This is a genomic window from Parapedomonas caeni (assembly GCF_041060555.1).
Lineage (GTDB): Bacteria > Pseudomonadota > Alphaproteobacteria > Sphingomonadales > Sphingomonadaceae > CAUJIW01.
Genome location: NZ_JBEUDS010000003.1, coordinates 61,952 through 84,414, shown reverse-complemented (window position 1 = coordinate 84,414; position 22,463 = coordinate 61,952). Strand labels below are relative to the sequence as shown.

The 22,463-nt window shown below is 67.2% G+C and carries 23 protein-coding genes; 14 read left to right on the top strand and 9 right to left on the bottom strand.

Annotated elements, in window-relative coordinates:
• Positions 1–20: 20 nt before the first annotated feature.
• The 6 genes from rpoD (at position 21) to ABU113_RS03500 (ending at position 6,738) form a co-directional block, all read left to right on the top strand.
• A complete protein-coding gene (gene rpoD, locus ABU113_RS03525) occupies positions 21–2,045 on the top strand; it encodes an RNA polymerase sigma factor RpoD (protein ID WP_454558099.1) in 2,025 nt (674 codons plus the stop codon).
• Positions 2,046–2,270: 225 nt separating this feature from the next.
• Positions 2,271–3,395 carry a collagen-binding domain-containing protein gene (locus tag ABU113_RS03520; protein ID WP_454558098.1) on the top strand — a complete coding sequence of 375 codons (1,125 nt, stop codon included), beginning with the start codon at positions 2,271–2,273 and terminating at the stop codon, positions 3,393–3,395.
• Positions 3,396–3,467: 72 nt separating this feature from the next.
• Complete coding sequence (locus tag ABU113_RS03515) at positions 3,468–4,226, top strand: DUF6975 family protein (RefSeq protein WP_454558097.1); 759 nt, start codon at positions 3,468–3,470, stop codon at positions 4,224–4,226.
• An 84-nt stretch (positions 4,227–4,310) separates the two neighbouring features.
• On the top strand, positions 4,311–4,799 hold the full coding sequence (gene purE, locus ABU113_RS03510; protein ID WP_454558096.1) for a 5-(carboxyamino)imidazole ribonucleotide mutase: 489 nt from the start codon (positions 4,311–4,313) through the stop codon (positions 4,797–4,799).
• Positions 4,796–5,863 (top strand): 5-(carboxyamino)imidazole ribonucleotide synthase, encoded by a 1,068-nt coding sequence (locus tag ABU113_RS03505; RefSeq protein WP_454558095.1) that lies wholly within the window; start codon positions 4,796–4,798, stop codon positions 5,861–5,863. Before purE ends, ABU113_RS03505 begins: the two co-directional genes overlap by 4 nt.
• Positions 5,863–6,738: a DMT family transporter gene (locus ABU113_RS03500; protein WP_454558094.1), complete on the top strand. Its 876-nt coding sequence runs from the start codon at positions 5,863–5,865 to the stop codon at positions 6,736–6,738. The genes ABU113_RS03505 and ABU113_RS03500 overlap by 1 nt, the downstream gene beginning before the upstream one ends.
• A 92-nt stretch (positions 6,739–6,830) precedes the next feature.
• Here the strand turns inward: ABU113_RS03500 and ABU113_RS03495 are convergent, their stop codons facing one another.
• From ABU113_RS03495 to fabD, 6 genes are all read right to left on the bottom strand, one after another.
• Positions 6,831–7,082, bottom strand: coding sequence for a ribbon-helix-helix domain-containing protein (locus ABU113_RS03495; protein ID WP_454558093.1), 252 nt, complete (start codon positions 7,080–7,082; stop codon positions 6,831–6,833).
• Positions 7,039–8,028: an endolytic transglycosylase MltG gene (mltG, locus tag ABU113_RS03490; protein ID WP_454558092.1), complete on the bottom strand. Its 990-nt coding sequence runs from the start codon at positions 8,026–8,028 to the stop codon at positions 7,039–7,041. The genes ABU113_RS03495 and mltG overlap by 44 nt, the downstream gene beginning before the upstream one ends.
• Positions 8,029–8,033: 5 nt before the next feature.
• The gene (gene fabF / locus ABU113_RS03485) at positions 8,034–9,296 is read right to left on the bottom strand and encodes a beta-ketoacyl-ACP synthase II (RefSeq protein WP_454558091.1); all 1,263 of its coding nucleotides are present in this window, start codon (positions 9,294–9,296) and stop codon (positions 8,034–8,036) included.
• A gap of 133 nt (positions 9,297–9,429) precedes the next feature.
• The gene (locus ABU113_RS03480) at positions 9,430–9,666 is read right to left on the bottom strand and encodes an acyl carrier protein (RefSeq protein WP_454558090.1); all 237 of its coding nucleotides are present in this window, start codon (positions 9,664–9,666) and stop codon (positions 9,430–9,432) included.
• 169 nt (positions 9,667–9,835) lie between these two features.
• On the bottom strand, positions 9,836–10,573 hold the full coding sequence (fabG, locus tag ABU113_RS03475; RefSeq protein ID WP_454558089.1) for a 3-oxoacyl-[acyl-carrier-protein] reductase: 738 nt from the start codon (positions 10,571–10,573) through the stop codon (positions 9,836–9,838).
• Positions 10,574–10,734: 161 nt separating this feature from the next.
• Entirely contained in the window at positions 10,735–11,676 is a 942-nt protein-coding gene (gene fabD, locus ABU113_RS03470; RefSeq protein ID WP_454558088.1) for an ACP S-malonyltransferase, read from the bottom strand.
• A 259-nt stretch (positions 11,677–11,935) separates the two neighbouring features.
• On the opposite strand from fabD, the gene ABU113_RS03465 reads away from it, so the two are divergent.
• From ABU113_RS03465 to ABU113_RS03445, 5 genes are all read left to right on the top strand, one after another.
• Positions 11,936–13,054, top strand: a complete 1,119-nt coding sequence (locus ABU113_RS03465; protein WP_454558087.1) for a tetratricopeptide repeat protein — start codon at positions 11,936–11,938, stop codon at positions 13,052–13,054.
• A gap of 163 nt (positions 13,055–13,217) precedes the next feature.
• The gene (rpsF, locus tag ABU113_RS03460) at positions 13,218–13,652 is read left to right on the top strand and encodes a 30S ribosomal protein S6 (protein WP_454558086.1); all 435 of its coding nucleotides are present in this window, start codon (positions 13,218–13,220) and stop codon (positions 13,650–13,652) included.
• Between the two features lie 14 nt (positions 13,653–13,666).
• Positions 13,667–13,891, top strand: a complete 225-nt coding sequence (gene rpsR, locus ABU113_RS03455) for a 30S ribosomal protein S18 (protein ID WP_454558085.1) — start codon at positions 13,667–13,669, stop codon at positions 13,889–13,891.
• A gap of 12 nt (positions 13,892–13,903) precedes the next feature.
• Positions 13,904–14,479 (top strand): 50S ribosomal protein L9, encoded by a 576-nt coding sequence (rplI, locus tag ABU113_RS03450; RefSeq protein WP_454558084.1) that lies wholly within the window; start codon positions 13,904–13,906, stop codon positions 14,477–14,479.
• A gap of 203 nt (positions 14,480–14,682) precedes the next feature.
• Entirely contained in the window at positions 14,683–16,170 is a 1,488-nt protein-coding gene (locus ABU113_RS03445) for a replicative DNA helicase (RefSeq protein ID WP_454558083.1), read from the top strand.
• A gap of 54 nt (positions 16,171–16,224) precedes the next feature.
• Here ABU113_RS03445 and ABU113_RS03440 read toward each other — a convergent pair whose 3' ends face one another.
• Entirely contained in the window at positions 16,225–17,226 is a 1,002-nt protein-coding gene (locus ABU113_RS03440; RefSeq protein ID WP_454558082.1) for an oxygenase MpaB family protein, read from the bottom strand.
• A gap of 84 nt (positions 17,227–17,310) precedes the next feature.
• On the opposite strand from ABU113_RS03440, the gene ABU113_RS03435 reads away from it, so the two are divergent.
• Both ABU113_RS03435 and ABU113_RS03430 read left to right on the top strand, forming a co-directional pair.
• Positions 17,311–18,063: a TetR/AcrR family transcriptional regulator gene (locus ABU113_RS03435; protein ID WP_454558081.1), complete on the top strand. Its 753-nt coding sequence runs from the start codon at positions 17,311–17,313 to the stop codon at positions 18,061–18,063.
• Positions 18,064–18,123: 60 nt separating this feature from the next.
• Positions 18,124–19,218 carry a phytase gene (locus ABU113_RS03430; protein WP_454558080.1) on the top strand — a complete coding sequence of 365 codons (1,095 nt, stop codon included), beginning with the start codon at positions 18,124–18,126 and terminating at the stop codon, positions 19,216–19,218.
• A 156-nt stretch (positions 19,219–19,374) separates the two neighbouring features.
• Here ABU113_RS03430 and ABU113_RS03425 read toward each other — a convergent pair whose 3' ends face one another.
• On the bottom strand, positions 19,375–20,451 hold the full coding sequence (locus tag ABU113_RS03425; RefSeq protein ID WP_454558079.1) for a saccharopine dehydrogenase family protein: 1,077 nt from the start codon (positions 20,449–20,451) through the stop codon (positions 19,375–19,377).
• A gap of 118 nt (positions 20,452–20,569) precedes the next feature.
• Here ABU113_RS03425 and ABU113_RS03420 point away from each other — a divergent pair, with 118 nt between their 5' ends.
• On the top strand, positions 20,570–20,998 hold the full coding sequence (locus ABU113_RS03420) for an Lrp/AsnC family transcriptional regulator (protein ID WP_454558078.1): 429 nt from the start codon (positions 20,570–20,572) through the stop codon (positions 20,996–20,998).
• Between the two features lie 32 nt (positions 20,999–21,030).
• Here the strand turns inward: ABU113_RS03420 and ABU113_RS03415 are convergent, their stop codons facing one another.
• Positions 21,031–22,422 carry a methyl-accepting chemotaxis protein gene (locus ABU113_RS03415; protein ID WP_454558077.1) on the bottom strand — a complete coding sequence of 464 codons (1,392 nt, stop codon included), beginning with the start codon at positions 22,420–22,422 and terminating at the stop codon, positions 21,031–21,033.
• Positions 22,423–22,463 lie beyond the last annotated feature (41 nt).

Here is a 22,463-nt window from a genome sequence, read left to right as displayed (position 1 = left end):
AACATAAGGACAAGGCAGCAATGGTGAAACGTCAGGAAGCGGAAGTGTCGGAAGAAGCGACCGAAGAAAACAGCGACGCCCCGCTCATTGACATGAACGAAGCCTCGGTCAAGCGCATGATCGCGCGGGCCAAGGAACGCGGCTACATCACCTACGACGAACTGAACGCCAACCTGCCCCAGGAAAGCATGTCGTCCGAGCAGATCGAGGACATCATGTCCCTGCTCTCCGAGATGGGCATCAACGTCATCGACGGCGACGACCCGGAAGATGCCGAGGCCGAGGAGCCGGTCGCCGAGATCGACACCCCGGCCGAAGGCGACGAGGCTCAGGAATTCGTTGCCGCGCCGAAGAAGGAAACCGCGCTCGACCGCACCGATGATCCGGTGCGCATGTACCTGCGCGAGATGGGCGCGGTGGAACTGCTGTCCCGCGAGGGCGAAATCGCCATCGCCAAGCGCATCGAGGCCGGCCGCGACACCATGATCGCCGGCCTGTGCGAAAGCCCGCTGACCTTCAAGGCCATCATCGAGTGGTCGGAAGCGCTGAACAACGGCCGCATGCTGCTGCGTGAAATCCTCGACCTCGACGCCATGCTCGGCAAGGAGCCGACAGAGGCGCAGGTGGAAGGCGGTGAAGGCACTGATTCCGACCTGCCGACCGTCGCCTACAAGGAAGACGAGGAAGAGGAAGAAGAACAGCCCGCCGACGAGGACGAGGACAACTACACCGAGCGCCGGGCGCCACGCCAGACCTTCGAGGAGGAGGAAGAGGACAACACCCTCTCGCTCGCCGCGATGGAAGAGGTGCTCAAGCCCCAGGCGCTGGAGAAGTTCGCCCTCATCACCACCTCCCACCGCAAGTTCGCCAAGCTGCAGGAACAGCGGCTGGAAGCGATGCACAAGGGCGAGGACTTCGGCCAGGCCAACGAGCGCAAGTACCAGAAGCTGCGCGAGGAGCTGACCGCGCTGGTGGAAAGCGTCCACTTCAACAACAACAAGATCGAGTTCCTCGTCGACCAGCTCTACAGCCTCAACCGGCGGGTGCTGTCGCTGGGTGGCCAGGTGCTGCGTCTGGCGGAACGCCACAAGATCAATCGCAAGGCGTTCCTCGACGAGTATATGGGCAACGAACTGGAGGAAGGCTGGCTGGAGCGCGTTGGCGGGCTCGGCAAGCACTGGGAATCCTTCGCCCGCGCCGAACGCACGGCGGTCGAGAACATCCGCCTGCAGATCGCCGAGCTGGCCTCGGAAGCCGGCGTCGATCTGGAGGAATTCCGCCGCATCGTCACCATGGTCCAGAAGGGCGAGCGCGAGGCGCGCATCGCCAAGAAGGAAATGGTGGAAGCCAACCTGCGCCTGGTGATCTCGATCGCCAAGAAATACACCAACCGTGGCCTGCAATTCCTTGATCTTATTCAGGAAGGCAACATCGGCCTGATGAAGGCGGTCGACAAGTTCGAGTATCGGCGCGGCTACAAGTTCTCGACCTACGCCACCTGGTGGATCCGGCAGGCCATCACCCGCTCGATCGCCGACCAGGCCCGCACCATCCGCATTCCGGTGCACATGATCGAGACCATCAACAAGCTGGTGCGCACCAGCCGGCAGATCCTGCACGAAATCGGCCGCGAGCCGACGCCGGAGGAACTGGCCGAGCGCCTGTCCATGCCGCTGGAGAAGGTCCGCAAGGTGATGAAGATCGCCAAGGAGCCGATCAGCCTGGAAACGCCGATCGGCGACGAGGAGGATTCGCACCTGGGAGACTTCATCGAGGACAAGAACGCGGTCATCCCGGTCGATGCCGCCATCCACTCCAACCTGAAGGAAACGGTGACGCGGGTGCTGGCCAGCCTGACCCCGCGCGAGGAGCGCGTGCTGCGCATGCGCTTCGGCATTGGCATGAACACCGATCACACGCTGGAGGAAGTCGGCCAGCAGTTCTCGGTGACCCGCGAACGTATCCGCCAGATCGAGGCCAAGGCGCTGCGCAAGCTCAAGCACCCCAGCCGCTCGCGCAAGATGCGCAGTTTCCTCGACACCTGACGGCCGGCGTTTGACGCGCGCCCCGCCGCGGCCGGACCGTGGCGGGGCACCGGGACAACCGGCGGTACGCTCCTGGCCGGAAGACAAATGCGACGAGTTGAGTTCAGGCGCGTCATTTTATTCACGCGATATTAATACATATCCGTTATGACTTTCGAGCCCCGCTCATTTCTGCGGCCGGGCGCTGATCGCATTTGCCCACTCACGAGGTCGCCAATGTCGCGCATGAAGCCGTTGCTGGCAGGTCTGCTGACCCTCACCGCCCTGTCGGGCGCCACCCTGCCCGGCACAGCCCACGCCGGCGCCATCGACGCCCAGGACCTGATGCGGGCGTACAACCTCATCGTGCTGGGCGACCTGACCACCGGTCATGAGGTGGAGGGGCGCACCTATGTCGGCGGCAACATTTCGGGCAGCGCCGAGAATTTCTACATCCGGGGCAACCAGGTCAGCGACGGCCTGGCCCTGCCGGCACTGACCGTGGCCGGCTCGGTCGGCTCGGGCAACTACCAGATCAACAACGGCGGTTCAGTGCTGGTGGGGGGCTCGTCGGCCGCCAATTTCAACATGAACGGCACCGGCGGCAACGTCACCATCGGCGGCAGCATGACGGGCTCGCAGACCAACATGGGCGGCGGCGTGCTGACGGTCGGCGGCAACGTCGCCACCCACGTCAACCTCAACAGTGGCAGCTCGGCGGTCATCGGCGGCGCCATTGCGCCCGGCTACCATGTCCAGGGCGGCAGTGTCACCACCGGCGCGCTGGTCAGCATTCCGGTGATCGAGAACCACGCACCGACGATGCTGGAGTTCACCAGCCAGCTGGCAGGCATCGCCGCCACCTCGACCGCGACCATCGCCAGCGGCAAGGCGACCTTCTCGTCGGCCTCGGCGGTAGACGGCCTGACGGTGTTCAACATCGCCGACGGCCAGAGCTTCTTCAATGCGATCAACGAGATCAGCTTCGCCCTCGATGGCGCCACCACGGTTGTCATCAATGTCGGCGGCAGCACGATCACGGAGAACGAGAATTTCCTCGGCGGCAGCGCGGCGCTCAAAGCGGCGGCGGCCAACGTCATCTGGAACTTCTACGACGCCACCTCGCTCACCTTCAACACCGAGTTCTGGGGCTCGGTGCTGGCACCCAACGCCACGGTGACCAACAACAACGCCCTCAACGGCAGCGTGGTGGTCAACACCTTCCTGCAGAACGGCGAGGTCCACCTGCCGGTCTATGCCGGCCATATCACCGTGGTGACGGACGAGATTCCCGAACCGGCGAGCCTGTCGTTGCTGGGCGCGGGCCTGGTTGGCGCCGGCCTGATGCGCCGGCGTGGCCGCGCTCGTTAAACCCGTTTTAAATACTCCCGCACTACCGTTGCCCGGATGAGGGGAACGATGGGAATCAGGGATCTAAGGGCGATGGCTGGGCCCGCCAACACGGACAGGCACACACGCGCCAGCGTTGTGCACTGGATCGAGGCGGCGCGGACGGAAGAGTCGGCGCAGGGCTTCGCGCGCTGCTTCGTCGACGGCATCCACGCCGACCCGGCGGCCGCACCCAGCTATCTTGCCCGGCTCGGCGATCTCTCATGGCCGGTGCTGACCGCGCTGATCGCCGATTTCGCCCATTTCTTCGAGATTGCCCACCATGGCTGGCCCGCCTCGGCCCTTGGCATTATCAGCCGCGATATCGGCCTGACCGGCGAGAGCGACCATGAAGCCGTCCTCGGCGCGGCGCTGGCAGACGTCAAGGCCATGCACGGCCTGGCCATCGCCGTCGGCTCGCCATCCCTGATCGGCGGTCTCACGAACGCCGAAACCGCCGCCCGCGCCAACCACATGCAGCTTCAGACCCTGCTGCTGTCGGAGCGGCGTGGCTGCGCGCTCGGCACCGTGATCGCCATGGCGCTGGCCTGGCAGCCGACAGCCCACACGATCAACGGCATCATCCGGCTGTGCCGGGACCGCGACGGCAAAAGCGATCTGCCACTGATGAGCGCCGATACCCCTCACCCCGCCGGGTCGTCGAGGCTCGTCGATTATCTGGGGGCCATCGCCGACAGCATCACCATCCGCCGCGGCCTGCTGTTCGGCGCCACCCAGGCGCTGGCCATCCGTGCCGACCTGTGGGCCCTGCTGGCACGCCGGGCCTCGATGGTACTGGCCGCCCACGCCTGATTTCACCACCTGACTACCGTTTTGTTGCCAAGGCCCACGCCACCGTTATAGTGCGCGCCTTGCTTGACTTCGCACAGGACGACAATGACTTCCTCGCAGCCGCTGGTCGGTATCATCATGGGCAGCCAGTCCGACTGGGCAACGATGGAACATGCCGCCCGCATCCTCACCGAACTGGATGTCGCGCACGAAACCCGCATCGTCTCGGCCCACCGCACGCCGGACCGGCTGTACACCTATGCCAAGTCAGCCAGGGAACGTGGCCTGCATGTCATCATCGCCGGCGCCGGCGGGGCCGCGCACCTGCCCGGCATGGCCGCCAGCATGACCACCCTGCCGGTGTTGGGCGTGCCGGTGGAATCACAGGCGCTCAAGGGCCAGGACAGCCTGCTGTCCATCGTCCAGATGCCCGGCGGGGTGCCGGTGGGCACGCTGGCGATCGGCAAGGCCGGCGCCATCAACGCCGCGCTGCTCGCCGCCGGCATCCTGGCGCTGCATGATCCGGCGCTCGACGCGCGCCTGACAGCCTGGCGCCAGGCCCAGACGGATAGCGTCGCCGAGCAGCCGCAATGACACCGCTGCCTCCCGGCTCCACCATCGGCATACTCGGTGGCGGCCAGCTCGGCCGGATGCTGGCGCTCGCCGCCGCCGAACTGGGCTATCGCTGCCACATCTATACGCCAGAGCATGACTCGCCGGCCTCGCACGTCGCCGCCGCCACCACCATCGCCGCCTACGAGGACGAAACGGCGCTGACCGGCTTCGCCACCAGCGTCGACATCGTCACCTACGAGTTCGAGAATGTGCCGGCGGCCACCGCCGCGCTGCTGGCCGGCCTGACATTGGTGGCGCCCTCGGCGACGGTCCTGGGCGTCGCCCAGGACCGGGTGCGCGAGAAGGACTTTGTCGCCGCCCTGCCCGGCAGTGTCCCGCCCTATCGGGCCGTCGCCTCGCTGGCGGAACTGGAAGCGGCGGTGGCCGAGATCGGCGCACCGGCGATCCTGAAGACCCGCCGCATGGGCTATGACGGCAAGGGCCAGGCCCGGCTCAAGACCGCCGCCGACTGTGCCGAGGCCTGGGCCGCCCTGCGCGGCGTGCCGGCGATCCTCGAAGGCTTCGTGCCGTTCGAGCGCGAGGTCTCGGTGCTGGTGGTGCGCGGCTGGAATGGCGACATGGCGCATTACGGCCCGGTGGAGAACAGCCACGACGACGGCATTCTCAGCGTCTCGCGGGTACCGGCAACGGTGTCGCCGGCCGTCACCGAGCAGGCGGTGGCGCTGGCCCGCCGGATCGCCGGGGCGCTCGACTATGTCGGCGTGCTGGGCGTCGAGATGTTCGTCGTCGGTGACACGGTGCTGTTCAATGAAATGGCGCCACGGGTACACAACTCCGGCCACTGGACGACCGAGGGCGCGGTGGTGTCGCAGTTCGAGAACCACATCCGTGCCATCTGCGGTCTGCCGCTGGGCTGCACCGATACCGTCGGCCGGGTCGAGATGCGCAATCTCATCGGCGAGGACGCGCTGCGCTGGCATGACCTGCTGAGCGATCCGCAGGCCCGCCTGCATCTGTACGGCAAGGCCGATGCCCGGCCGGGCCGCAAAATGGGCCACGTCACCTACGTGCAGCGCGACTGATGACCACCCTGCCGCTGCGCCACCTCGGGCTCGCCCTGCTGGTGGCGTCCCTTTGGGGGCTCAACAACACGGTCGCCAAGGTGGTCGTCGACCATGTGCCGCCCCTGTTCTCGGCGAGCAGCCGTTTCGCCATGCAGGGACTGATGCTGGCGCCGTGGCTGCTGCAAAGCCGCCATCGCTGGCGCCAGCTGCTGCTGGTGGGCCTGATCAGCGGCCCCATCCACTTCGCCCTGCTTTACTCGGGGCTGGCACATGCCGAGCATATCGCGCCGCTGGCGATCACCCTGCAGATGTGGATCCCGTTCGCCACCCTGCTTGCCATGCCGCTGCTGGGCGAACGGCCGACCGTCGCGGTGTGGGCGGGACTCGGCCTTGCCTTCCTCGGACTGGGCGTCATGACCTTCGACCCGCGCCTGCTGGAGGATGTTGACGGCGTCAGCCTGTGCCTGGCCGCCACCTTCTGCTGGGGCCTGAGCGCCGTGCTGTCCCGACGGATCGGCGGCCTGCCGGCCATTCCCCTGCAAGCCTGGGTCGCCAATCTGGTATGGCCGCCGCTGCTGCTGGCCTCGGTCATCACCGAGCCCGCCGCCACGAGCGCGGCCGCCGACTATGGCTGGACCCCATTCCTGGCCTTGTGCCTGTTCTCGGCGCTGTCCGCCGGCATCATCGGCAACGGCCTGATGTTCTGGCTGGTGCAGCGACACCCGGTCAATCAGGTCACCCCCCTGATGCTGGCGGCACCCATCGTCACCATCGGCGCCGGCGTCGTGTTGCTGGGCGAGCCGATCACCGGGCGCGTGGTCGTCGGCACCATGCTGACCATCGGCGGACTGCTGCTGGTCACGATCATGGATCGCCCGCGCGCCACCGGTTGATCAGTCATACCCGCGGTCTGTCGGCCAGAGCGTGCCCGCGGTCTATCGGCCAGAGCGTGCCCGCGGTCTATCGGCCAGAGCGTGCCCGCGGTCTATCGGCCAGAGCGTGCCCGCTCGTAGAGCCACACCCGTATCGCGCTCGACAGGTTGGTGGTCCGTGCCTCGTCGATCTCGCCGACAAGCTGGTTGAGCGATTTGCCCTCGGTGCTGGCAGCGGCCACCAGGGCGTCCCAGAACACCGGTTCCAGACTGAGGCTGGTGCGATGGCCGGCGATGGTCACCGAGCGCTTGAGCACGTCCCTAGATGCCCTGCTCGGCGCGGAACTGGCGCCAGCGCGCGACATTGCGGTTGTGCGTGTCCAGATCGGGCGCGAACACATGGCCGCCGGAACCGTCGGCGACGAAATACAGGTTGTCGGTCTTGGCGGGATTGAGCACGGCGGCCAGCGAGCGCCGGCTGGGATTGGCGATCGGCCCCGCCGGCAGGCCGGTGATGACATAGGTGTTGTAGTCGTTGTCCGCCCGCAACTCGGACAGCCGGATCCGACGCCCCAGCGGCTTGCCCCGGGTGATCGGGTAGATCACCGTCGGGTCGGCCTGCAACTTCATGCCCAGCCGCAGCCGATTGATATAAACCCCGGCGACTTCAGTCAGTTCTTCCTTCTTCGAGGTTTCCTTCTCGACGATGGAGGCCAACGTCACCGCCTCCCGTGGCGTGGCGAACGGCAGGCCAGGGGCCCGCCTGCCCCACAGCTCCGCCAGTGTCGCTTCCATCGCCGACTGCATCCGGGCCAGCACCGCCGCCCGGCTCTCGCCCCGGCTGAAGGTGTAGGTATCGGGCAGCAGCGTGCCTTCCTCGGGGATGGCGACATCGCCGGTCAGCAGAGGCTCCGCCAGCAGCCGTTCGTAAAGCTGCAGCGCGCTCATGCCCTCGACCAGTGTCACCTTGTGCAGCAGCACGCGGCCCTGCTGCATCAGGTCGAGCACTTCGGCCATGCTGGCATGGGCCGGGAACGCGTATTCACCGGCCTGGATCGACCTGTCGCCGCCAAACCGGCGCGCCAGCCGCAGGAACCGGGTGGTCGAGGCGATCACGCCCGATTTCTCCAGCGCGCGGGCAGCGGCGGTCAGCGACGACCCCGGTTCGACGAAGACGGTGATCTCGGCCGGCGCGGGCCCGGCCGCCGACCATTGGTAGCGTTGCCAGCCGAACCAGCCGGTGACCGCCGCCGCCAGCAGGAGGCCAGCGGCAGCGATGATCAGCGCGACCCGGCGCGGGCTCGGCGTCACGACCGTCAGAGCGCCCTGAGGATGACCGTGGCGTTGGTGCCACCGAAGCCGAAGCTGTTGGACAGCACGGCGCGCACCTTGCGTTCCTTGGCCTTGAGCGGCACCAGGTCGACACCGAGGCAGGATTCGGACGGGTTTTCAAGGTTCAGCGTCGGTGGCACGATCTGGTCACGCATGGCGAGAATGGAGAAGATCGCCTCCACCGCGCCGGCGGCGCCCAGCAGATGCCCGACCGCCGACTTGGTCGACGACATCGACACCGTCTCGATCGCCGACCCGAACAGCCGCTTCACCGCGCCCAGTTCGATCTCGTCGCCCAGCGGCGTCGAGGTGCCGTGGGCGTTGACATAGTCGATGTCCTCGGGATTGAGGCCGGCCCGCTTGAGCGCCATCTGCATCGAGCGGAAGCCGCCATTGCCGTCGGAGGCCGGCGCCGTCACATGGTAGGCGTCGCCCGACAGGCCGTAGCCGATAACCTCGGCGTAGATCTTGGCGCCGCGCCTCTTGGCGTGTTCATACTCCTCCAGCACGACGCAGCCGGCGCCCTCGCCCATCACGAAACCGTCGCGGGCGACATCGTAGGGGCGCGAGGCGCGGGTCGGTTCGTCGTTGAAGGCGGTGGACAGCGCCTTGGCCTGGCTGAAGCCGGCGATGCCGATCGGACAGATGGTCGCTTCCGCGCCGCCGGCCACCATGATGTCGGCATCGTCCCACATGATCAGGCGAGCGGCGTCGCCGATGGCGTGCGCGCCGGTCGAACAGGCGGTGACGACAGCGTGGTTGGGGCCCTTCAGGCCATATTTGATCGACACCTGGCCGGAGACCAGGTTGATCAGCCGGCCATGGACGAAGTGCGGGCTGACCCGGCGCGGGCCATTCTGGAACAGGTTCACCGATTCCTTCTCGATGCCCGGCAGGCCACCGATGCCGGAGCCAATCAGCACACCGGCGCGCAGGCGGGTCTCCTCGTCGAGGTCCTCGATGCCGGCATCCTCGATCGCCTGACCGGCGGCGTCGATGCCGAACACGATGAACGGATCGACCTGGCGCTGGATCTTGTGATCAACGCGCTTGCCAGGGTCGAAGGTTCCATCGGAGCCATCGCCGCGCTTGACCTCGCAGGCAATACGGCAGGCGTAATTGCTGGCATCGAAGTGCGTGATGGGCCCGGCGCCGGACTTGCCGGCGATCAGGTTCGACCAGGTGGTCGCCACGTCGGCGCCCAGCGGAGTCACCATGCCCAATCCGGTGACGACTACACGACGCATCTCTCCGCCTCCCTCATATCATCGGTCCGGACACGATACCGTGCCGGACTGTGGACGCTATACAAGAACGGCCCCCCATTGGTCCTGGAGGGCCGTCGTATCGGCTAGGCCACGAAGCCCGTGACCAGCGAGATCAGTTGCCGTTGGCCTGGATGAAGTCGATGGCGTCCTTCACCGTCAGGATCTTTTCAGCGGCATCGTCCGGGATTTCCACGCCGAACTCTTCCTCGAAAGCCATGACCAGCTCCACGGTATCCAGGCTGTCCGCGCCCAGATCGTCGATGAAGCTTGCGGTCTCGGTCACCTTGGCGGCATCGACGCCCAGGTGCTCCACAACGATCTTCTTAACGCGTTCAGCGATATCGCTCATCTCGCTCGTCCCTTTATCCGTGTTGTTCCGTTGGCGGGGAATGATCCCACGACCTTCGAAGGCTCGCACTAATCTGCCCCGTGAGCCCTGACAAGTCCAAAAACTGCGAGATGTCCCGCCTGCGCGCCTCACCGTTCAGCGACGATCGCCCGAAACGGCGGCTGCGGGCTCAGATCATCGCCATGCCGCCATTGACGTGCAGGGTCTGTCCGGTGACGTAGGCGGCCTCGCGGCTGGCGAGATAGGCCACCGCCGCGCCGATGTCGGCGCCCTCGCCCAGTTTGCCGGCGGGAATCTTGTCCAGCAGCTTGCCCTTCTGGTCATCCGACAGCACGTCGGTCATGGGCGAGGCGATGAAACCGGGCGCCACGCAGTTGACCGTCACGCCCCGGCTGGCGACTTCCGCCGCCAGGCTCTTCGACATGCCGATCAGACCGGCCTTGGACGCGGCATAGTTGGCCTGACCGGGGTTGCCGGTGACGCCGACGATCGAGGTGATCGAAATGATCCGCCCGAAGCGCGCCTTCATCATCGGCTTCAGCGCCGCCCGACTCAGCCGGAACGCCGCTTCCAGATTGACCTGCACCACGGTCGCCCAGTCCTCGTCCTTCATCCGCAGCGCCAGGGTGTCGCGGGTGATGCCGGCGTTGTTGACCAGAATGTCGAGGCCACCCAGCTGCTCGACCGCCGCCGGCACCAGCGCCTCCACCGACGCCGCGTCGGCAAGATTGCACGGCAGGATAACCGGCTCGTTGCCCAGTTCGGCGGCAATGCCGGTCAAGGCATCCATGCGGGTGCCGGACACCGCGACCCGCGCGCCCTGCGCCGCGAGAGCCCTGGCAATGGCGCTGCCCAGGCCGCCGGATGCACCGGTGACCAGTGCCTTCATACCGCTGAGATCGAACATGGTTCCTCCATTATTCCCGAGGGGTCGCGGACGTTCTGGCAAGACCGCGTCGTTGTGCCGGGCCATAGACCAGCCGCCACCGCGCGGCAAGCGGCGGCGATTCAGCACCGGGGCGACGGGTCACCGGCAGGGGCCGGCGGGGGTGGCCGAGCGCCGCGACCTCAGAGCACCTTGGCGAGCGCCTCGATGTCGTCCAGCGTCTCGGCGTTAAGCGTGGTCGCGTCGCGGTTGATGCGCTTGATGAGGCCGGCCAGCACCTTGCCGGCGCCGCACTCGACGAAGCTGTCGACGCCCAGCGCCACCATCGCCTCGACGCTTTCACGCCAGCGCACCATGCCGGTCACCTGTTCCACCAGCAGTCGGCGGATGTCGTCCGGCGCCGTCACCGGCCCGGCGGTGACATTGGCGATCACCGGCACGAACGGCGCGCGGATGGCCGCCGTCGCCAGCGCCTCGGCCATCTTGTCGGCCGCCGGCTGCATCAGCGGGCAATGGAAGGGGGCCGACACCGGCAGCAGGATCGAGCGCTTGGCACCCTTTTCCTTGGCCAGCTCGATCGCCCGCTCGACCGCCGCCCTGGCGCCCGAGACCACCACCTGGCCGGGCGCGTTGTCATTGGCGCAGGCGCAGACATCTCCCTGTGCCGCTGCCGCGGCGACCGCCCGGGCGTCGGCGAGGTCGAGGCCCAGCAGCGCCGCCATGGCGCCCTCGCCCACCGGCACCGCCGCCTGCATCGCCTGGCCGCGCAGTTTCAGCAGCCGCGCGGTGTCCGCCAGCTGCAGGCTGCCGGCGGCGCACAGGGCGGAATATTCGCCCAGGCTGTGACCAGCGACATAATCAGCCTTGTCGGCGAGCCTGATGCCGCCATCGATCTCCAGCACCCGGACAACAGCGACCGACACCGCCATGATCGCCGGCTGGGCGTTCTCGGTCAGCGTCAGGGTCTCGGCCGGCCCCTCGAACATCAGCCGCGACAGCGCGAAGCCCAGGGCGTCATCGACCTCCTGGAACACCTCGCGGGCCGTACCGCTGGCGTCGTGGAGGGCCTTGCCCATGCCCACCGCCTGACTGCCCTGCCCCGGAAACACGAATGCGCGCGCCATCAACCGCCTCCTTGAAAAACTCCCGGCGGGTTATAGCGCCGAGTCACCGCCCCGCAAGGCGGCATCGGCATGTCACTCCGTGGGAACCGGCGCGAAATGATGGTCGGCCGGCCCCGCACAAGCCACGGCTTATCGAAGATTTCACTTTGCCTTGCTTGCTCTGCTGCTATGTTTCGTCCCCGATTCCAGCCGCCTGGTGGAGCCGCGCGCATCGCTGATCGGTTCTGCTGCGAACAACCGCCTGACTGACGAGGTTTGAATGTCCCGAGTTTCCAGTTTTGTTCTGTCCCTGGCCCTGGCCGCCGCGACGCCCCTGGCCTTCTCCGCCGCCCCGGCCGCGGCACAGACCGTGAGCCAGGCCGTCGGCAAGCCGCTGCAGGAAGCGGTTGCACTGGCGAAGAAGGGGAATGCCGCCGCCGCTGGCGCCAAGATCCAGGCCGCCCGCGCCGCCGTGAAGAGCGACTTCGAGAAGAAGAAGGTCGCCGAGGCCGCGGCCTATGTCTACACCGTCGGCCGCAACTACGGGGCCGCCGCCAAGGAACTGGAAAGCATCGGCGCCGGCCCGAACCAGGTCGCGCCGCTCTATTACCAGGCCGGCAACTATCAGGCAGCGATCAAGGCCGCCAGCAAGAGCGGCAGCCCGGACATGCAGCTGATCGTCGCCCAGTCCTATGTGAAGATGAACCAGCCGGCCAAGGCCGCCGACGCCTACAAGAAACTGCTGGCCAAGGGCACCCGCAAGGAGTGGCTGGAAGGCCTCGCCGCCGCCCAGTACAAGATGGGCCAGAAGGACGAGTACATGAAGACGCTGGAGCGGCTGATCAAGGCCGACCCGTCGCCGGCCAACTGGAGCTCGCTGCTCTACAACCTGAAGAACGAACCGATGGGCGGCCAGGCCAAGCTGGCGCTGTTCCAGCTGATGATGGAAACCGGCAACCTCAAGTCCGGCCCTGACTATGACGAGTTCTCCCAGCTGGCCACCATCAATGGCGCGCCGGGTCTCGGCAAGAAGGTGCTGGAACAGGGCATCGCCGCCAAGGCCCTGCCCAACGACGCCCGCGTCCAGAGCCTGATGACCCGGATGTCCGGCATGGCGCAGACCAACGCCACCAGCGTCACCAAGCTGGCCAGCTCCGCCAACCCGACCGACCTGATGAAGGCAGGCATGGTCTACACCAGCCTGGCCAATCACCAGGCCGCCGCCAGCGCCTTCGCCAAGGCCGGCACCAAGCCGGAAGCGCTGATCAACCTCGGCATCGCCCAGGTTCGCGCCGGCAACACCCCGGCGGCCCGCGAGACCTTCAAGAAGATTCCGGCCGGCACCGCCTATGCGGACCTCGCCGGTCTGTGGTCGCTGTACGCCAGCACCAAGCGCTAATCGGCTTGCAATTTCGCCTCGCCTGAGGCATGGAAGCGCCGCGTGGCGGGGAACCAGCCGGTTTCCCGCCACGTGCTTTTGTAAAGCGCAACATCCCGCACAAAGCCGGAGGGGCGACGGATTGCCCGTCGTCAGCGATCGGCCATGGAGGAGAAATAAGCCCATGCCGTTGTACGAGCATGTGTTTCTGGCACGCCAGGATCTCGCGACCGCCCAGGTCGATGGTCTTGCCGACCAGTTCACCAAGATCATCGAAGCCCAGGGCGGCAAGGTGACCAAGACCGAATACTGGGGTCTGAAGTCGATCGCCTACCGCATCAAGAAGAACCGCAAGGCCCACTACGTCATGCTGAACGTGGACGCCCCGGCACCGGCCGTCGCCGAGCTGGAGCGCAACGTGTCGCTGAGCGAGGACATCCTGCGTTTCCTGACCGTGCGCGTGGAGGAACTCGACGCCGGTCCGTCGGCGATGATGCGCAAGCATGATCGTGGCGAGCGCGGTGAGCGTGGCGAGCGTGGCGATCGCCCGGAACGGGGCGAGCGCGGGGATCGCGGAGATCGTGGTGACCGCGGCGAACGCCGTGGCCCGCGTCACTAAGGAGGGCTTCAACGATGGCCAAACCATTTTTCCGTCGCCGCAAGAGCTGCCCGTTCTCGGCCAAGAATGCGCCGAAGATCGACTACAAGGACGTGCGCCTGCTCCAGGGCTTCATTTCCGAGCGTGGCAAGATCGTGCCGAGCCGCATCACCGCCGTCTCCGCCAAGAAGCAGCGTGAGCTGTCGCAGGCGATCAAGCGGGCGCGCCACATCGGCCTCCTGCCCTACCTCGTGCAGTAAGGAGAGCATCCCATGGATATCATCCTGCTGGAACGTGTCGAGAAGCTCGGCAACATCGGCGACGTCGTCTCCGTGAAGGCCGGCTATGCCCGCAACTTCCTGCTGCCCAAGCGCAAGGCGCTGCGGGCCAGCGCGGAGAACAAGAAGCTGTTCGAGGCACAGCGCGCGCAGATCGAGGCCGACAACCAGAAAAAGCGCGAGGCCGCCAGCGCCAACGCGGGCAAGATCGCCGGCAAGACCGTCGTTCTGATCCGCCAGGCCGGCGACAGCGGCCAGCTGTACGGTTCGGTCGCCAGCCGCGACATCGCCGAGGCGCTGTCCACCGAGGGCGTCACCGTGGTGAAGTCGCAGGTGGTGCTCGACAAGCCGATCAAGGTGCTGGGGCTGCACGCCGTGCGCGTTGTCCTGCACCCGGAAGTCGCCGAGACGGTGACCGTCAACGTCGCCCGCTCCAATGAGGAGGCCGCGCTGCAGGCCAAGGGCGTCGACGTCACCAAGCTGGTCGACGAGGACGAGGAAGAAGAGGAAGCGGCGCCCGCCGCCGAGGCTTCCGACGAGGCCGAAGAGGCTGCCGACAGCGAGGCGTGAGCCACAGCCGTCGCACCGACGAAAAGCGCCGCCCGGGACCACTCGGGCGGCGTTTTCCGTTGCGGGCGCCACCCCCCTCGTGACGGCCCGGTACGCGCCGACTTATCCACACCCCATCCACATGGTCATCCCCCGCTGATGTGCCCCGCGCCGTCTAAGGGCCGTTGCGCGCGGCGGCCGGCTCGATCATTCTCCCTCCCCCTATGGCCCTTGCACCCGTCCCTGCCCTGTCATCATCGCCGATCGAGGCGACCGCCCTGCCCCACAACCTGGAGGCCGAGCAGGCGCTGCTCGGCGCCCTGCTGATCGACAACCGGCTGGTCGAGGACGTGCAGATCAAGCTGCGGCCGGAGCATTTCCACGAGGCGCTGCACGGGCGCATCTACACCGCCATCCTGCGCACGGTGGATCGCAACCTGGTCGCCAACCCGGTGACGCTCAAACCCCTGTTCACCGCCGACGAGGCGATGGCGGAGCTGGGCGGCCCGGCCTATCTCGGCCAGCTCGCCGCCAACACCGCCGCCCTGTTCGGCGCGCGCGACTTCGCCACCCAGATCTATGACCTCGCCATCCTGCGCGAGCTGATCCGGGTCGGCCGCACCATGGTCGAGCAGGCCACCGACACCAGCCAGGAGATCGACCCGCAAGGGCAAATCCAGGAAGCCGAAATCGCTCTTTACCGTGTCGCCGAGCAGGGCGAGGTGTCGTCCGGCGTCAAGGATTTCGCCCGCGCCGCCCAGCTGGCGGTGGAGATGGCCGAGCGCGCCCGCAAGTCCGGCGGCTCGCTGTCGGGCGTCACCACCGGCCTCACCAGCCTCAACGAGAAGATGGGTGGCCTGCACAAGTCCGACCTCATCATCCTCGCCGGCCGCCCCGGCATGGGCAAGACCGCGCTGGCCACCAACATCGCGTTCGCGGCGGCGCTGCGGGCAAAGCAGGACCGCGACGCCGGCATCCCGCTGGAGCAGTCGACCGGCGCGGCGGTGGCCTTCTTCAGCCTTGAAATGTCGGCCGACCAGCTCGCCACCCGTCTGCTGGCCGAGGAAAGCGGCATCTCCGGCGAACTGCTGCGCATGGGCAAGATCAGCCATGACGAGTTCCTCAAGCTCGCCCGCGCCGCCCAGGACCTGGAAGATCTGCCGCTGTACATCGACGACACCGCCGGCCTGACCATCGCCGCGCTGCGCACCCGCGCCCGCCGGCTCAAACGCCAGAAGCAGATCGGCATGGTGGTGGTGGACTATCTCCAGCTGCTCGCCGGCTCCGGCAAGGGTGGGGAAGCCAACCGCGTGCAGGAGCTCTCGGAGATCACCCGTGGCCTGAAAATGCTGGCGAAAGAACTGGAAGTGCCGGTGATCGCGCTGTCCCAGCTGTCCCGCGCCGTCGAATCCCGCGAGGACAAGCGGCCGCAGCTTTCCGACCTGCGTGAATCGGGCTCCATCGAGCAGGACGCCGACATCGTGCTGTTCGTGTTCCGCGAGGAATATTACCACGCCCAGAAGAAGCCGGAGGAAGGCTCGGAAAAGTTCATCAAGTGGATGGAAAAGGGCGAACGCATCAGGGGCCGCGCCGAAGTGCTGGTGGCCAAGCAGCGCCACGGCGCCACCGGCACCGTCAACGTGCTGTTCCGCAAGGAAACCACCAAGTTCATGGACCTGATCGAGGACGATTACGTCCCCGAACACTACTGATCCGCGCGCCTTCCCGCCTGTGCCGGTTCCGGCCTGTCCCGATTCCCGCTGGGCTCAGGCCGCCTGTGCCGCCGCCGGCACCGGACGACGCGCTTTCAGCACCCGCGCCTGCTCCGCCGGCGACAGCCAGGAGAACTCGCCCGGCAAGCCCAGCCGTTCCGCCGCCGCCCACGCCGGCGACTGCCGGTCACGACGAGTCTCCGCCAGCCAGCCCGCCGCCTTGAGCGCGATCCGATCGAGCGTGGTCAGTGACCATTCCGGCCCCAGTTCCAGCCGCGCGCGCACAACCGGCGGCAGGATCGACACCGCGCCGCGCGCCAGCGCCCGGTGCAGGAAACGCGGCACGGTGGGCGCCGCCTTGCCGGAGGCGATGATATCGAGAAATTCCAGATTGATCGGGTGCGGCTCGAAGTCGGGCAGCAGTTCGTTCATCATGTCGAGGAAATCGGCCTCGGAGCGCGCCGACCGGGTGACGCCGTAAAGGCGCCCCACCGGCTCGCCCTCGGCGAAGAAGCGCTGCTGGTCCACCGCCGACACCGGCTTGACGAAGGTGTGATAGGCCTTGAGGAAGCCATAGGCCGCCGTGGCATGGACCCAGTTGAGCAGCACCGGGTCAAGCGCCTGGTAGGCCGTGCCGCTGGGCGTTCGTCCGGCCACCTTGGCGTGCATCCGGGTGACGCCGGCGATCACCTTGCGGGCCATCGACTCCGGGCCATAAACGCCCACCATCGCGGCGATGCCGGTGCGGCGCGAGCGGCCGATCGGGTCGACCGGATAGACCGAGTGCTCCCACACGCCCGAGCGTATGCGAGCATCGGCGAACTCCAGCAGCACGGCGGCGACCCCGCCCACGGCCATGGCGATGGGGTTGCGGAATACCCGCCACTGCACGGAATCGGGTGCCAGCAGCGCCGGCTCGCCCGTCGGATGGCGATAATCGACGATCCACTCCTTCGCGGCGGCGCGGCGCGCGGCCTGTCGCAGGCCTTCATCGCCCGAGCCGCCATGCGGCGAACCTGCTTCACCCGAGCCAGCGTCGCCCACCTGCACGTTCATGACGGCACCCCCCTATCGCTTGATATAGGGTGGCTATCATGTGATAGGGTACGCCGCAACCGACTTTGCTGCTATGGCGATGCCATGACCGCCGAACCTGTCACGCCTCACAGGGCCCATGAAGCCACGACCCGCGAGTTCAAGACTCTCGAGTCCACTGCTCCCGAATCCACCGCCGGCCGCATCCTGGAGGCCGGCATGCGCTGCTTCGCGCGCGAGGGCTTCACCGGCGCCACCACGCGGATGATCGCGGCCGAGGCGGGGGTCACCCTGCCGGTCATCGCCTATCATTTCGGCAACAAGGACGGGCTGCACCGCGCCTGCGCCCGGGAAATCGTCGAGCAGCATCGCCGCCTGCTGCTGCCGCTGGTCGCCAGGGCCCGTATCGCCGCCGATGCCGGGACGCTGACACCGGATGACGCCCGCGCCTGGCTGGAGCGCATCATCGACGCCCTCCTTGGCGCGATCACCGCCGATGCGGGGCAGCGACTGAGCACTGATTTCGTACTGCGCGAAATGAGCGAACAGGGACCGGGCTACACCCTGCTCTACGATGAACTGTGGCGGCCGGGCCTCGGGCTGGTCGCCGACCTGCTGGCGGTGGCGCGCGGCACCCCGGCCGGCGGCGAGGACGAGCGCACCGGGGCGCTGATGCTGGTGGCGGCGCTGTCGGCGTTCACCCGTGAAGCGCCGATCTCGCTGGCCTTCCTGGAGTGGAACGCCCTCAGCGGGCAACGCCGAGCCATCGTCGCGGCCACGGCGAGACACATGCTGGCCGGGCTCCTCGCCGGGCAACCTCCTGCGGACACTCCCCCTGTCGCCATTTCGTCATCGTGATGCAACGTAAGTGTCATGCGCCATTGCTAGCAGCGCAGGCGTAACAGACAGGAACCGATCATGACGCATCTTGCCCCCCGCCACCCCTCGACACCACTGGCCCCGACGCTGCTGGCATCCGCCCTGGGGGCACTGCTGCTGGCGGGCTGCTCCGGCAACCCGACGCCGGCCGCCAGCGTGCCGACCGCCGAGGTCAAGGCGGTGCGCGAGACCGCCGCTGTCGCCACCAGGGACGACGCCGCCGATGATCCGGCGATCTGGCGCAACGCCGCCAATCCCGCCGCCAGCCTGATCGTCGCCACCGACAAGAAGGCCGGGCTGCATGTCTATGGCCTTGATGGCGCCGACAAGTTCTTCATCCAGGCCGGGCGGGTCAACAACGTCGACCTGCTCGATGGCGTGATGGTGAAGGGCCAGAGCGCCATCCTGGTGGTCGCGTCCGACCGCAACGACGAGAAGAACGCCAAGCTGGCGCTCTACACGCTTGATCCCGCCACCGCCGCATTGACGCCGCTGGGGATCGTCGCCGCCGGTGACGGCGAGTCCTACGGCCTGTGCCTCGCGCAGCTGCCGGGCAGCGACACCGTCCATGCCTTCGCCGCCATCAAGGACGGCACCATCAACCAGATCGCGCTGGATCTCGGGGGCGCCACGCCAACGGGCCGGGTCGTCCGCAGCATGAAAGTGCCCTCGCAGGTGGAGGGCTGCGTCGTCGACACCGCGTCAGGCACGCTTTACGTTGGCGAGGAAAATGTCGGTGTGTGGGCGTTCAGCACCGGCGCCGACGCTCCCACCGAAGGCCGTCTGTTCGCCAAGGCCGACGGCGCGCAACTGGTCGCCGATGTCGAGGGTCTGGCGCTGGCGCCCGGCAGCGACGGCCGCGGCTATCTGGTGGTCTCCAGCCAGGGCGACAACGCCTACACCCTTTACGGCCTTGCCGATGGCGCCTATGTCGGCCGCTTCCGCATTGTCGACAACGGCGCTGGCGTCGATGGCACGTCCGAGACCGACGGCATCGCGCTGATGGCCGGCGATTTTGGCCCCGACTTCCCCGGCGGCCTGTTCGTTGCCCAGGATGGCGACAACGCGCCCCAGCCGCAGAACTTCAAGCTGGTCTCCTGGCAGGCGGTGGTCGATGCGCTCGGCCTGAAGTAACCGGCCCGGGCCAGAGACCGCGTAAAAAAACGCCGGCGTCGCTGACGCCGGCGTTTCAGTTTTCCGGACGGAGATCGATCAGGCAGCGCCTGGAAGATTGCCGCTCACGCGGCGCCGGGCAGATTGCCGTTCAAGCGGCGCCGGGCAGATTGCCGTTCAAGCGGCGTATGCCTTGCCGAAGCGGTTGGCGAGGAAGGCATCAAGCGGAATCTGCTCCTGGCGGACAAAGCCCTTCTGCGGCAGCGCGCCGTCGGCCAGCATGTCGAGCACCGCGCAGATGGCGCTGGCGGTGGTCACCTGGATCGCCGCCCAGGTCTTGCCGCCGATGGTGCGCGGGTAGATGCGGTTGGCGTAGCTTTCCTGCATCAGCTTGCCGGCCCGCTTGCCGGTCGCGGTGACGAAGATCACCACCACGTCCTGTTCGGTCACCGGCACCGCGTTTTCCAGCACCTGCTTGAACAGGGCGCGGTTCTGGCCCAGCCGCAGATCCTGGATCAGCGTCTTCATGATGTCGCGGTGGCCGGGGTAGCGGATGGTCTGGTAGCTGAGGTTGCGCACCTTGCCGTCCAGCGTCTCGCCCAGCGTACCAAGGCCGCCGGAGGTGTTGAATGCCTCGAAGTTCACGCCGTCGAGCGAGAAATGGTCCATGTTCTCCAGCGCCGGCACCAGCATGTGCCGCCCCTCGACGATCGCCTCGCACGGCTCGCAATATTCGTTGATCACACCCTCTGTCGACCAGGTGAGGTTGTAGGTCAGGCTGTTGGTCGGGAAGCGCGGCAGCGCGCCGACCCGCAGGCGCAGCGTGTCCAGCTCCGAGAAGGTGTCGGCGAGGTGCTTGCCGACAATGGCGATGAAGCCCGGCGCCAGGCCACATTGCGGGATCAGCGCCGCCCTGGCGGTGGCCGACAGTTCCTTGACGATCTTGGTCGAGGCAACGTCCTCGGTGGGGTCGAGGTAGTGGATGCCCGCCGCGTAGGCCGCGCGGGCGATGTGCGCCGTGATGTGGTAGGGGGCAGCGGAAATGACCGCGAACTTGTCCTTCAGCGCGGCGGCCAGCGCCACCGGGTCGGTGGCGTCCAGCACCAGCTTGCTCAGGCCTTCCTGTGGCGTCATGCGATCCAGCGCCGCCTCGGCGCGATCGGCAATGGTCACCCGGTAGTCGCCGGTCGGCAGCAGCAGGGCGGCGATCATGTCGCCGATGTTGCCGGCACCCACAACCAGAATGTCACGCATGGTCTTCTCCGAAAATCTGAATGGACCTGCAATCTCCCGAAATTTCTGGCCGATGTGGAGTGGAATGCTGCACAAAATGCTCGACATTGCCAGTCATTTTGACCAGTGTTTCGGCGATATGAGTGAAGACAGCCTCGATGCCCGCCTGATCCAGTTGCTGGTGCAGAACGCCCGGGCACCCACCGCCCAGCTCGCCCGCAAGCTGGGTGTCGCCCGGTCCACCGTCCAGGCCCGCCTCGAACGGCTGGAGCAGAGCGGCGTCATCACCGGCTATTCGGCGCGCGTCGGCGCCAGCGACAACCGGGTGCGCGCGCATGTGCTGATCGGCATCGCGCCACAGGCGCAGGCGGCGGTGGAAGCCCGGCTGAAGAAGATCGACGCCGTGGCCTCGCTGCTGTCGGTCAGCGGCCCCTACGACCTGATCGCCGAGATGGCCGCCGCCACGACGCGGGATCTCGATGCCGCGCTGGACCAGGTGCGCGCCATCGAGGGCGTGCGGGAAACCATGTCGTCGATCATCCTCAGCCGAAAGTTTGACCGCGGCTGAGCCGCAAGACATTCAAATGCGGCTGACGGCGCTCAGGCGGCGCGGACACCACCAAGGAAGCTTTCCACCTTCTGGCGCAAGTCCTCGGCCTGGCGGATCACGGTGTCGGACGCCTGGCCGACATCGGCGGACGCCATGGCGGTCTGCACCGCGGCGTCGGTGACGCCCTCGATGTTGGTCGCCACCTCGTTGGTGCCTTGGGCAGCCTGTGAAACCGACGCCGCGATCTCGCGGGTGGTGGCGTCCTGCTCCTCCATCGCGCCGGCGATGTCGCTGGCGATCTCGGTCATCCGCTGGATGGTGTCGACGACGCGGGCAATGGTCGCCGCCGCCGCCTGGGTCTCGCTCTGCATGGCGCCGATCTTCTCGCCAATCTGATCGGTGGCATGCGCCGTCTGGTTGGCGAGCGCCTTGACCTCGCTGGCAACCACCGCGAAGCCCTTGCCGGCCTCGCCGGCCCGCGCCGCCTCGATGGTGGCGTTGAGCGCCAGCAGGTTGGTCTGCTCGGCGATGGCATTGATCAGCTCGACGATCTCGCCGACCTGGGCGGCCACACGGGCCAGTTCGCCCATGCGGGCGTTGGTCTCGCCGGCTTCCACCGCCGCTTCGTCGGCAATGGTCTTGGAGGTGAGAATCTGCCGGTGGATTTCGCCGATCGAGGCCGTCATCTCTTCCGCGGCGGCCGCGACCGCCTGGACATTGTTGGTCGCCTGCAGCGACGCCGCCGATACCGCCGACGCCCGTTCGTGCGTGGCATCGACGGTGCTGCTCATGGTGTCGGCGGTCTGCTTGAGCGTGCCACCGGAGGCGTGCAGCGCATCAAGCACCGAACCGACATGGATTTCGAAATCCGCCACCAGGTCGGCCAGTCGCGCGGCCCGGGCCTCGCTGGCACGTGCGGCCTCAAGGTCGGCGTCCTGCTGGCGCAGCCGCTCGGCGGCCAGTGCCGCCTCATGCTCCGCGGCGCGACGCTCCATCTCCAGCCGCTCCTCGGTCAGCCGGCGCTGCTCGGCTTCCATCGCCTGCTGCTCCAGCAACTTGCGCTTGAACATCTGGAAGGCCTGCGCGAGGTGGCCGATCTCGTCATGCCGGTCGAGGCCGTCGGGCTCGATGGCGTAGTTGCCGGCGCCCAGCTCGACCAGCTGCTTGCTGATCCGGTTGAGCGGTCGGGTGATATACCAGGTGCACCAGAAACTGCCGACCACCGCGAGCACGATCGACCCCAGGCTCGCCACCAGCACCTGCGTCCTGGCATCCCCCAGCACGCCGGAGGTCAGCAGGCGAGCGAGCAGCGATGGCGCATGCGCCGCCAGCGAATCACCCGCCAGATGGAAGTGGGCAATGGCGCCAACGAGCACGGTGCTCAAGGCGAAAATGGCAAACGAGACGATCAGTCGGATTTGCAGATTGACCCTGAGCAGCATTATCGACTCCACGCTTTGCGACCGGCGCGGGAACCCTATCG

Excerpts from the sequence above, each read along its gene's own strand:
- rpoD (WP_454558099.1), top strand. The coding sequence starts at position 21 with ATGGTGAAACGTCAGGAAGCGGAAGTGTCGGAAGAAGCGACCGAAGAA.
- ABU113_RS03520 (WP_454558098.1), top strand. The coding sequence starts at position 2,271 with ATGAAGCCGTTGCTGGCAGGTCTGCTGACCCTCACCGCCCTGTCGGGC.
- ABU113_RS03515 (WP_454558097.1), top strand. The coding sequence starts at position 3,468 with ATGGCTGGGCCCGCCAACACGGACAGGCACACACGCGCCAGCGTTGTG.
- purE (WP_454558096.1), top strand. The coding sequence starts at position 4,311 with ATGACTTCCTCGCAGCCGCTGGTCGGTATCATCATGGGCAGCCAGTCC.
- ABU113_RS03505 (WP_454558095.1), top strand. The coding sequence starts at position 4,796 with ATGACACCGCTGCCTCCCGGCTCCACCATCGGCATACTCGGTGGCGGC.
- ABU113_RS03500 (WP_454558094.1), top strand. The coding sequence starts at position 5,863 with ATGACCACCCTGCCGCTGCGCCACCTCGGGCTCGCCCTGCTGGTGGCG.
- ABU113_RS03495 (WP_454558093.1), bottom strand. The coding sequence starts at position 7,082 with ATGTCGCGCGCTGGCGCCAGTTCCGCGCCGAGCAGGGCATCTAGGGAC.
- fabF (WP_454558091.1), bottom strand. The coding sequence starts at position 9,296 with ATGCGTCGTGTAGTCGTCACCGGATTGGGCATGGTGACTCCGCTGGGC.
- ABU113_RS03480 (WP_454558090.1), bottom strand. The coding sequence starts at position 9,666 with ATGAGCGATATCGCTGAACGCGTTAAGAAGATCGTTGTGGAGCACCTG.
- fabG (WP_454558089.1), bottom strand. The coding sequence starts at position 10,573 with ATGTTCGATCTCAGCGGTATGAAGGCACTGGTCACCGGTGCATCCGGC.
- fabD (WP_454558088.1), bottom strand. The coding sequence starts at position 11,676 with ATGGCGCGCGCATTCGTGTTTCCGGGGCAGGGCAGTCAGGCGGTGGGC.
- ABU113_RS03465 (WP_454558087.1), top strand. The coding sequence starts at position 11,936 with ATGTCCCGAGTTTCCAGTTTTGTTCTGTCCCTGGCCCTGGCCGCCGCG.
- rpsF (WP_454558086.1), top strand. The coding sequence starts at position 13,218 with ATGCCGTTGTACGAGCATGTGTTTCTGGCACGCCAGGATCTCGCGACC.
- rpsR (WP_454558085.1), top strand. The coding sequence starts at position 13,667 with ATGGCCAAACCATTTTTCCGTCGCCGCAAGAGCTGCCCGTTCTCGGCC.
- rplI (WP_454558084.1), top strand. The coding sequence starts at position 13,904 with ATGGATATCATCCTGCTGGAACGTGTCGAGAAGCTCGGCAACATCGGC.
- ABU113_RS03445 (WP_454558083.1), top strand. The coding sequence starts at position 14,683 with ATGGCCCTTGCACCCGTCCCTGCCCTGTCATCATCGCCGATCGAGGCG.
- ABU113_RS03440 (WP_454558082.1), bottom strand. The coding sequence starts at position 17,226 with ATGAACGTGCAGGTGGGCGACGCTGGCTCGGGTGAAGCAGGTTCGCCG.
- ABU113_RS03435 (WP_454558081.1), top strand. The coding sequence starts at position 17,311 with ATGACCGCCGAACCTGTCACGCCTCACAGGGCCCATGAAGCCACGACC.
- ABU113_RS03430 (WP_454558080.1), top strand. The coding sequence starts at position 18,124 with ATGACGCATCTTGCCCCCCGCCACCCCTCGACACCACTGGCCCCGACG.
- ABU113_RS03425 (WP_454558079.1), bottom strand. The coding sequence starts at position 20,451 with ATGCGTGACATTCTGGTTGTGGGTGCCGGCAACATCGGCGACATGATC.
- ABU113_RS03420 (WP_454558078.1), top strand. The coding sequence starts at position 20,570 with ATGAGTGAAGACAGCCTCGATGCCCGCCTGATCCAGTTGCTGGTGCAG.
- ABU113_RS03415 (WP_454558077.1), bottom strand. The coding sequence starts at position 22,422 with ATGCTGCTCAGGGTCAATCTGCAAATCCGACTGATCGTCTCGTTTGCC.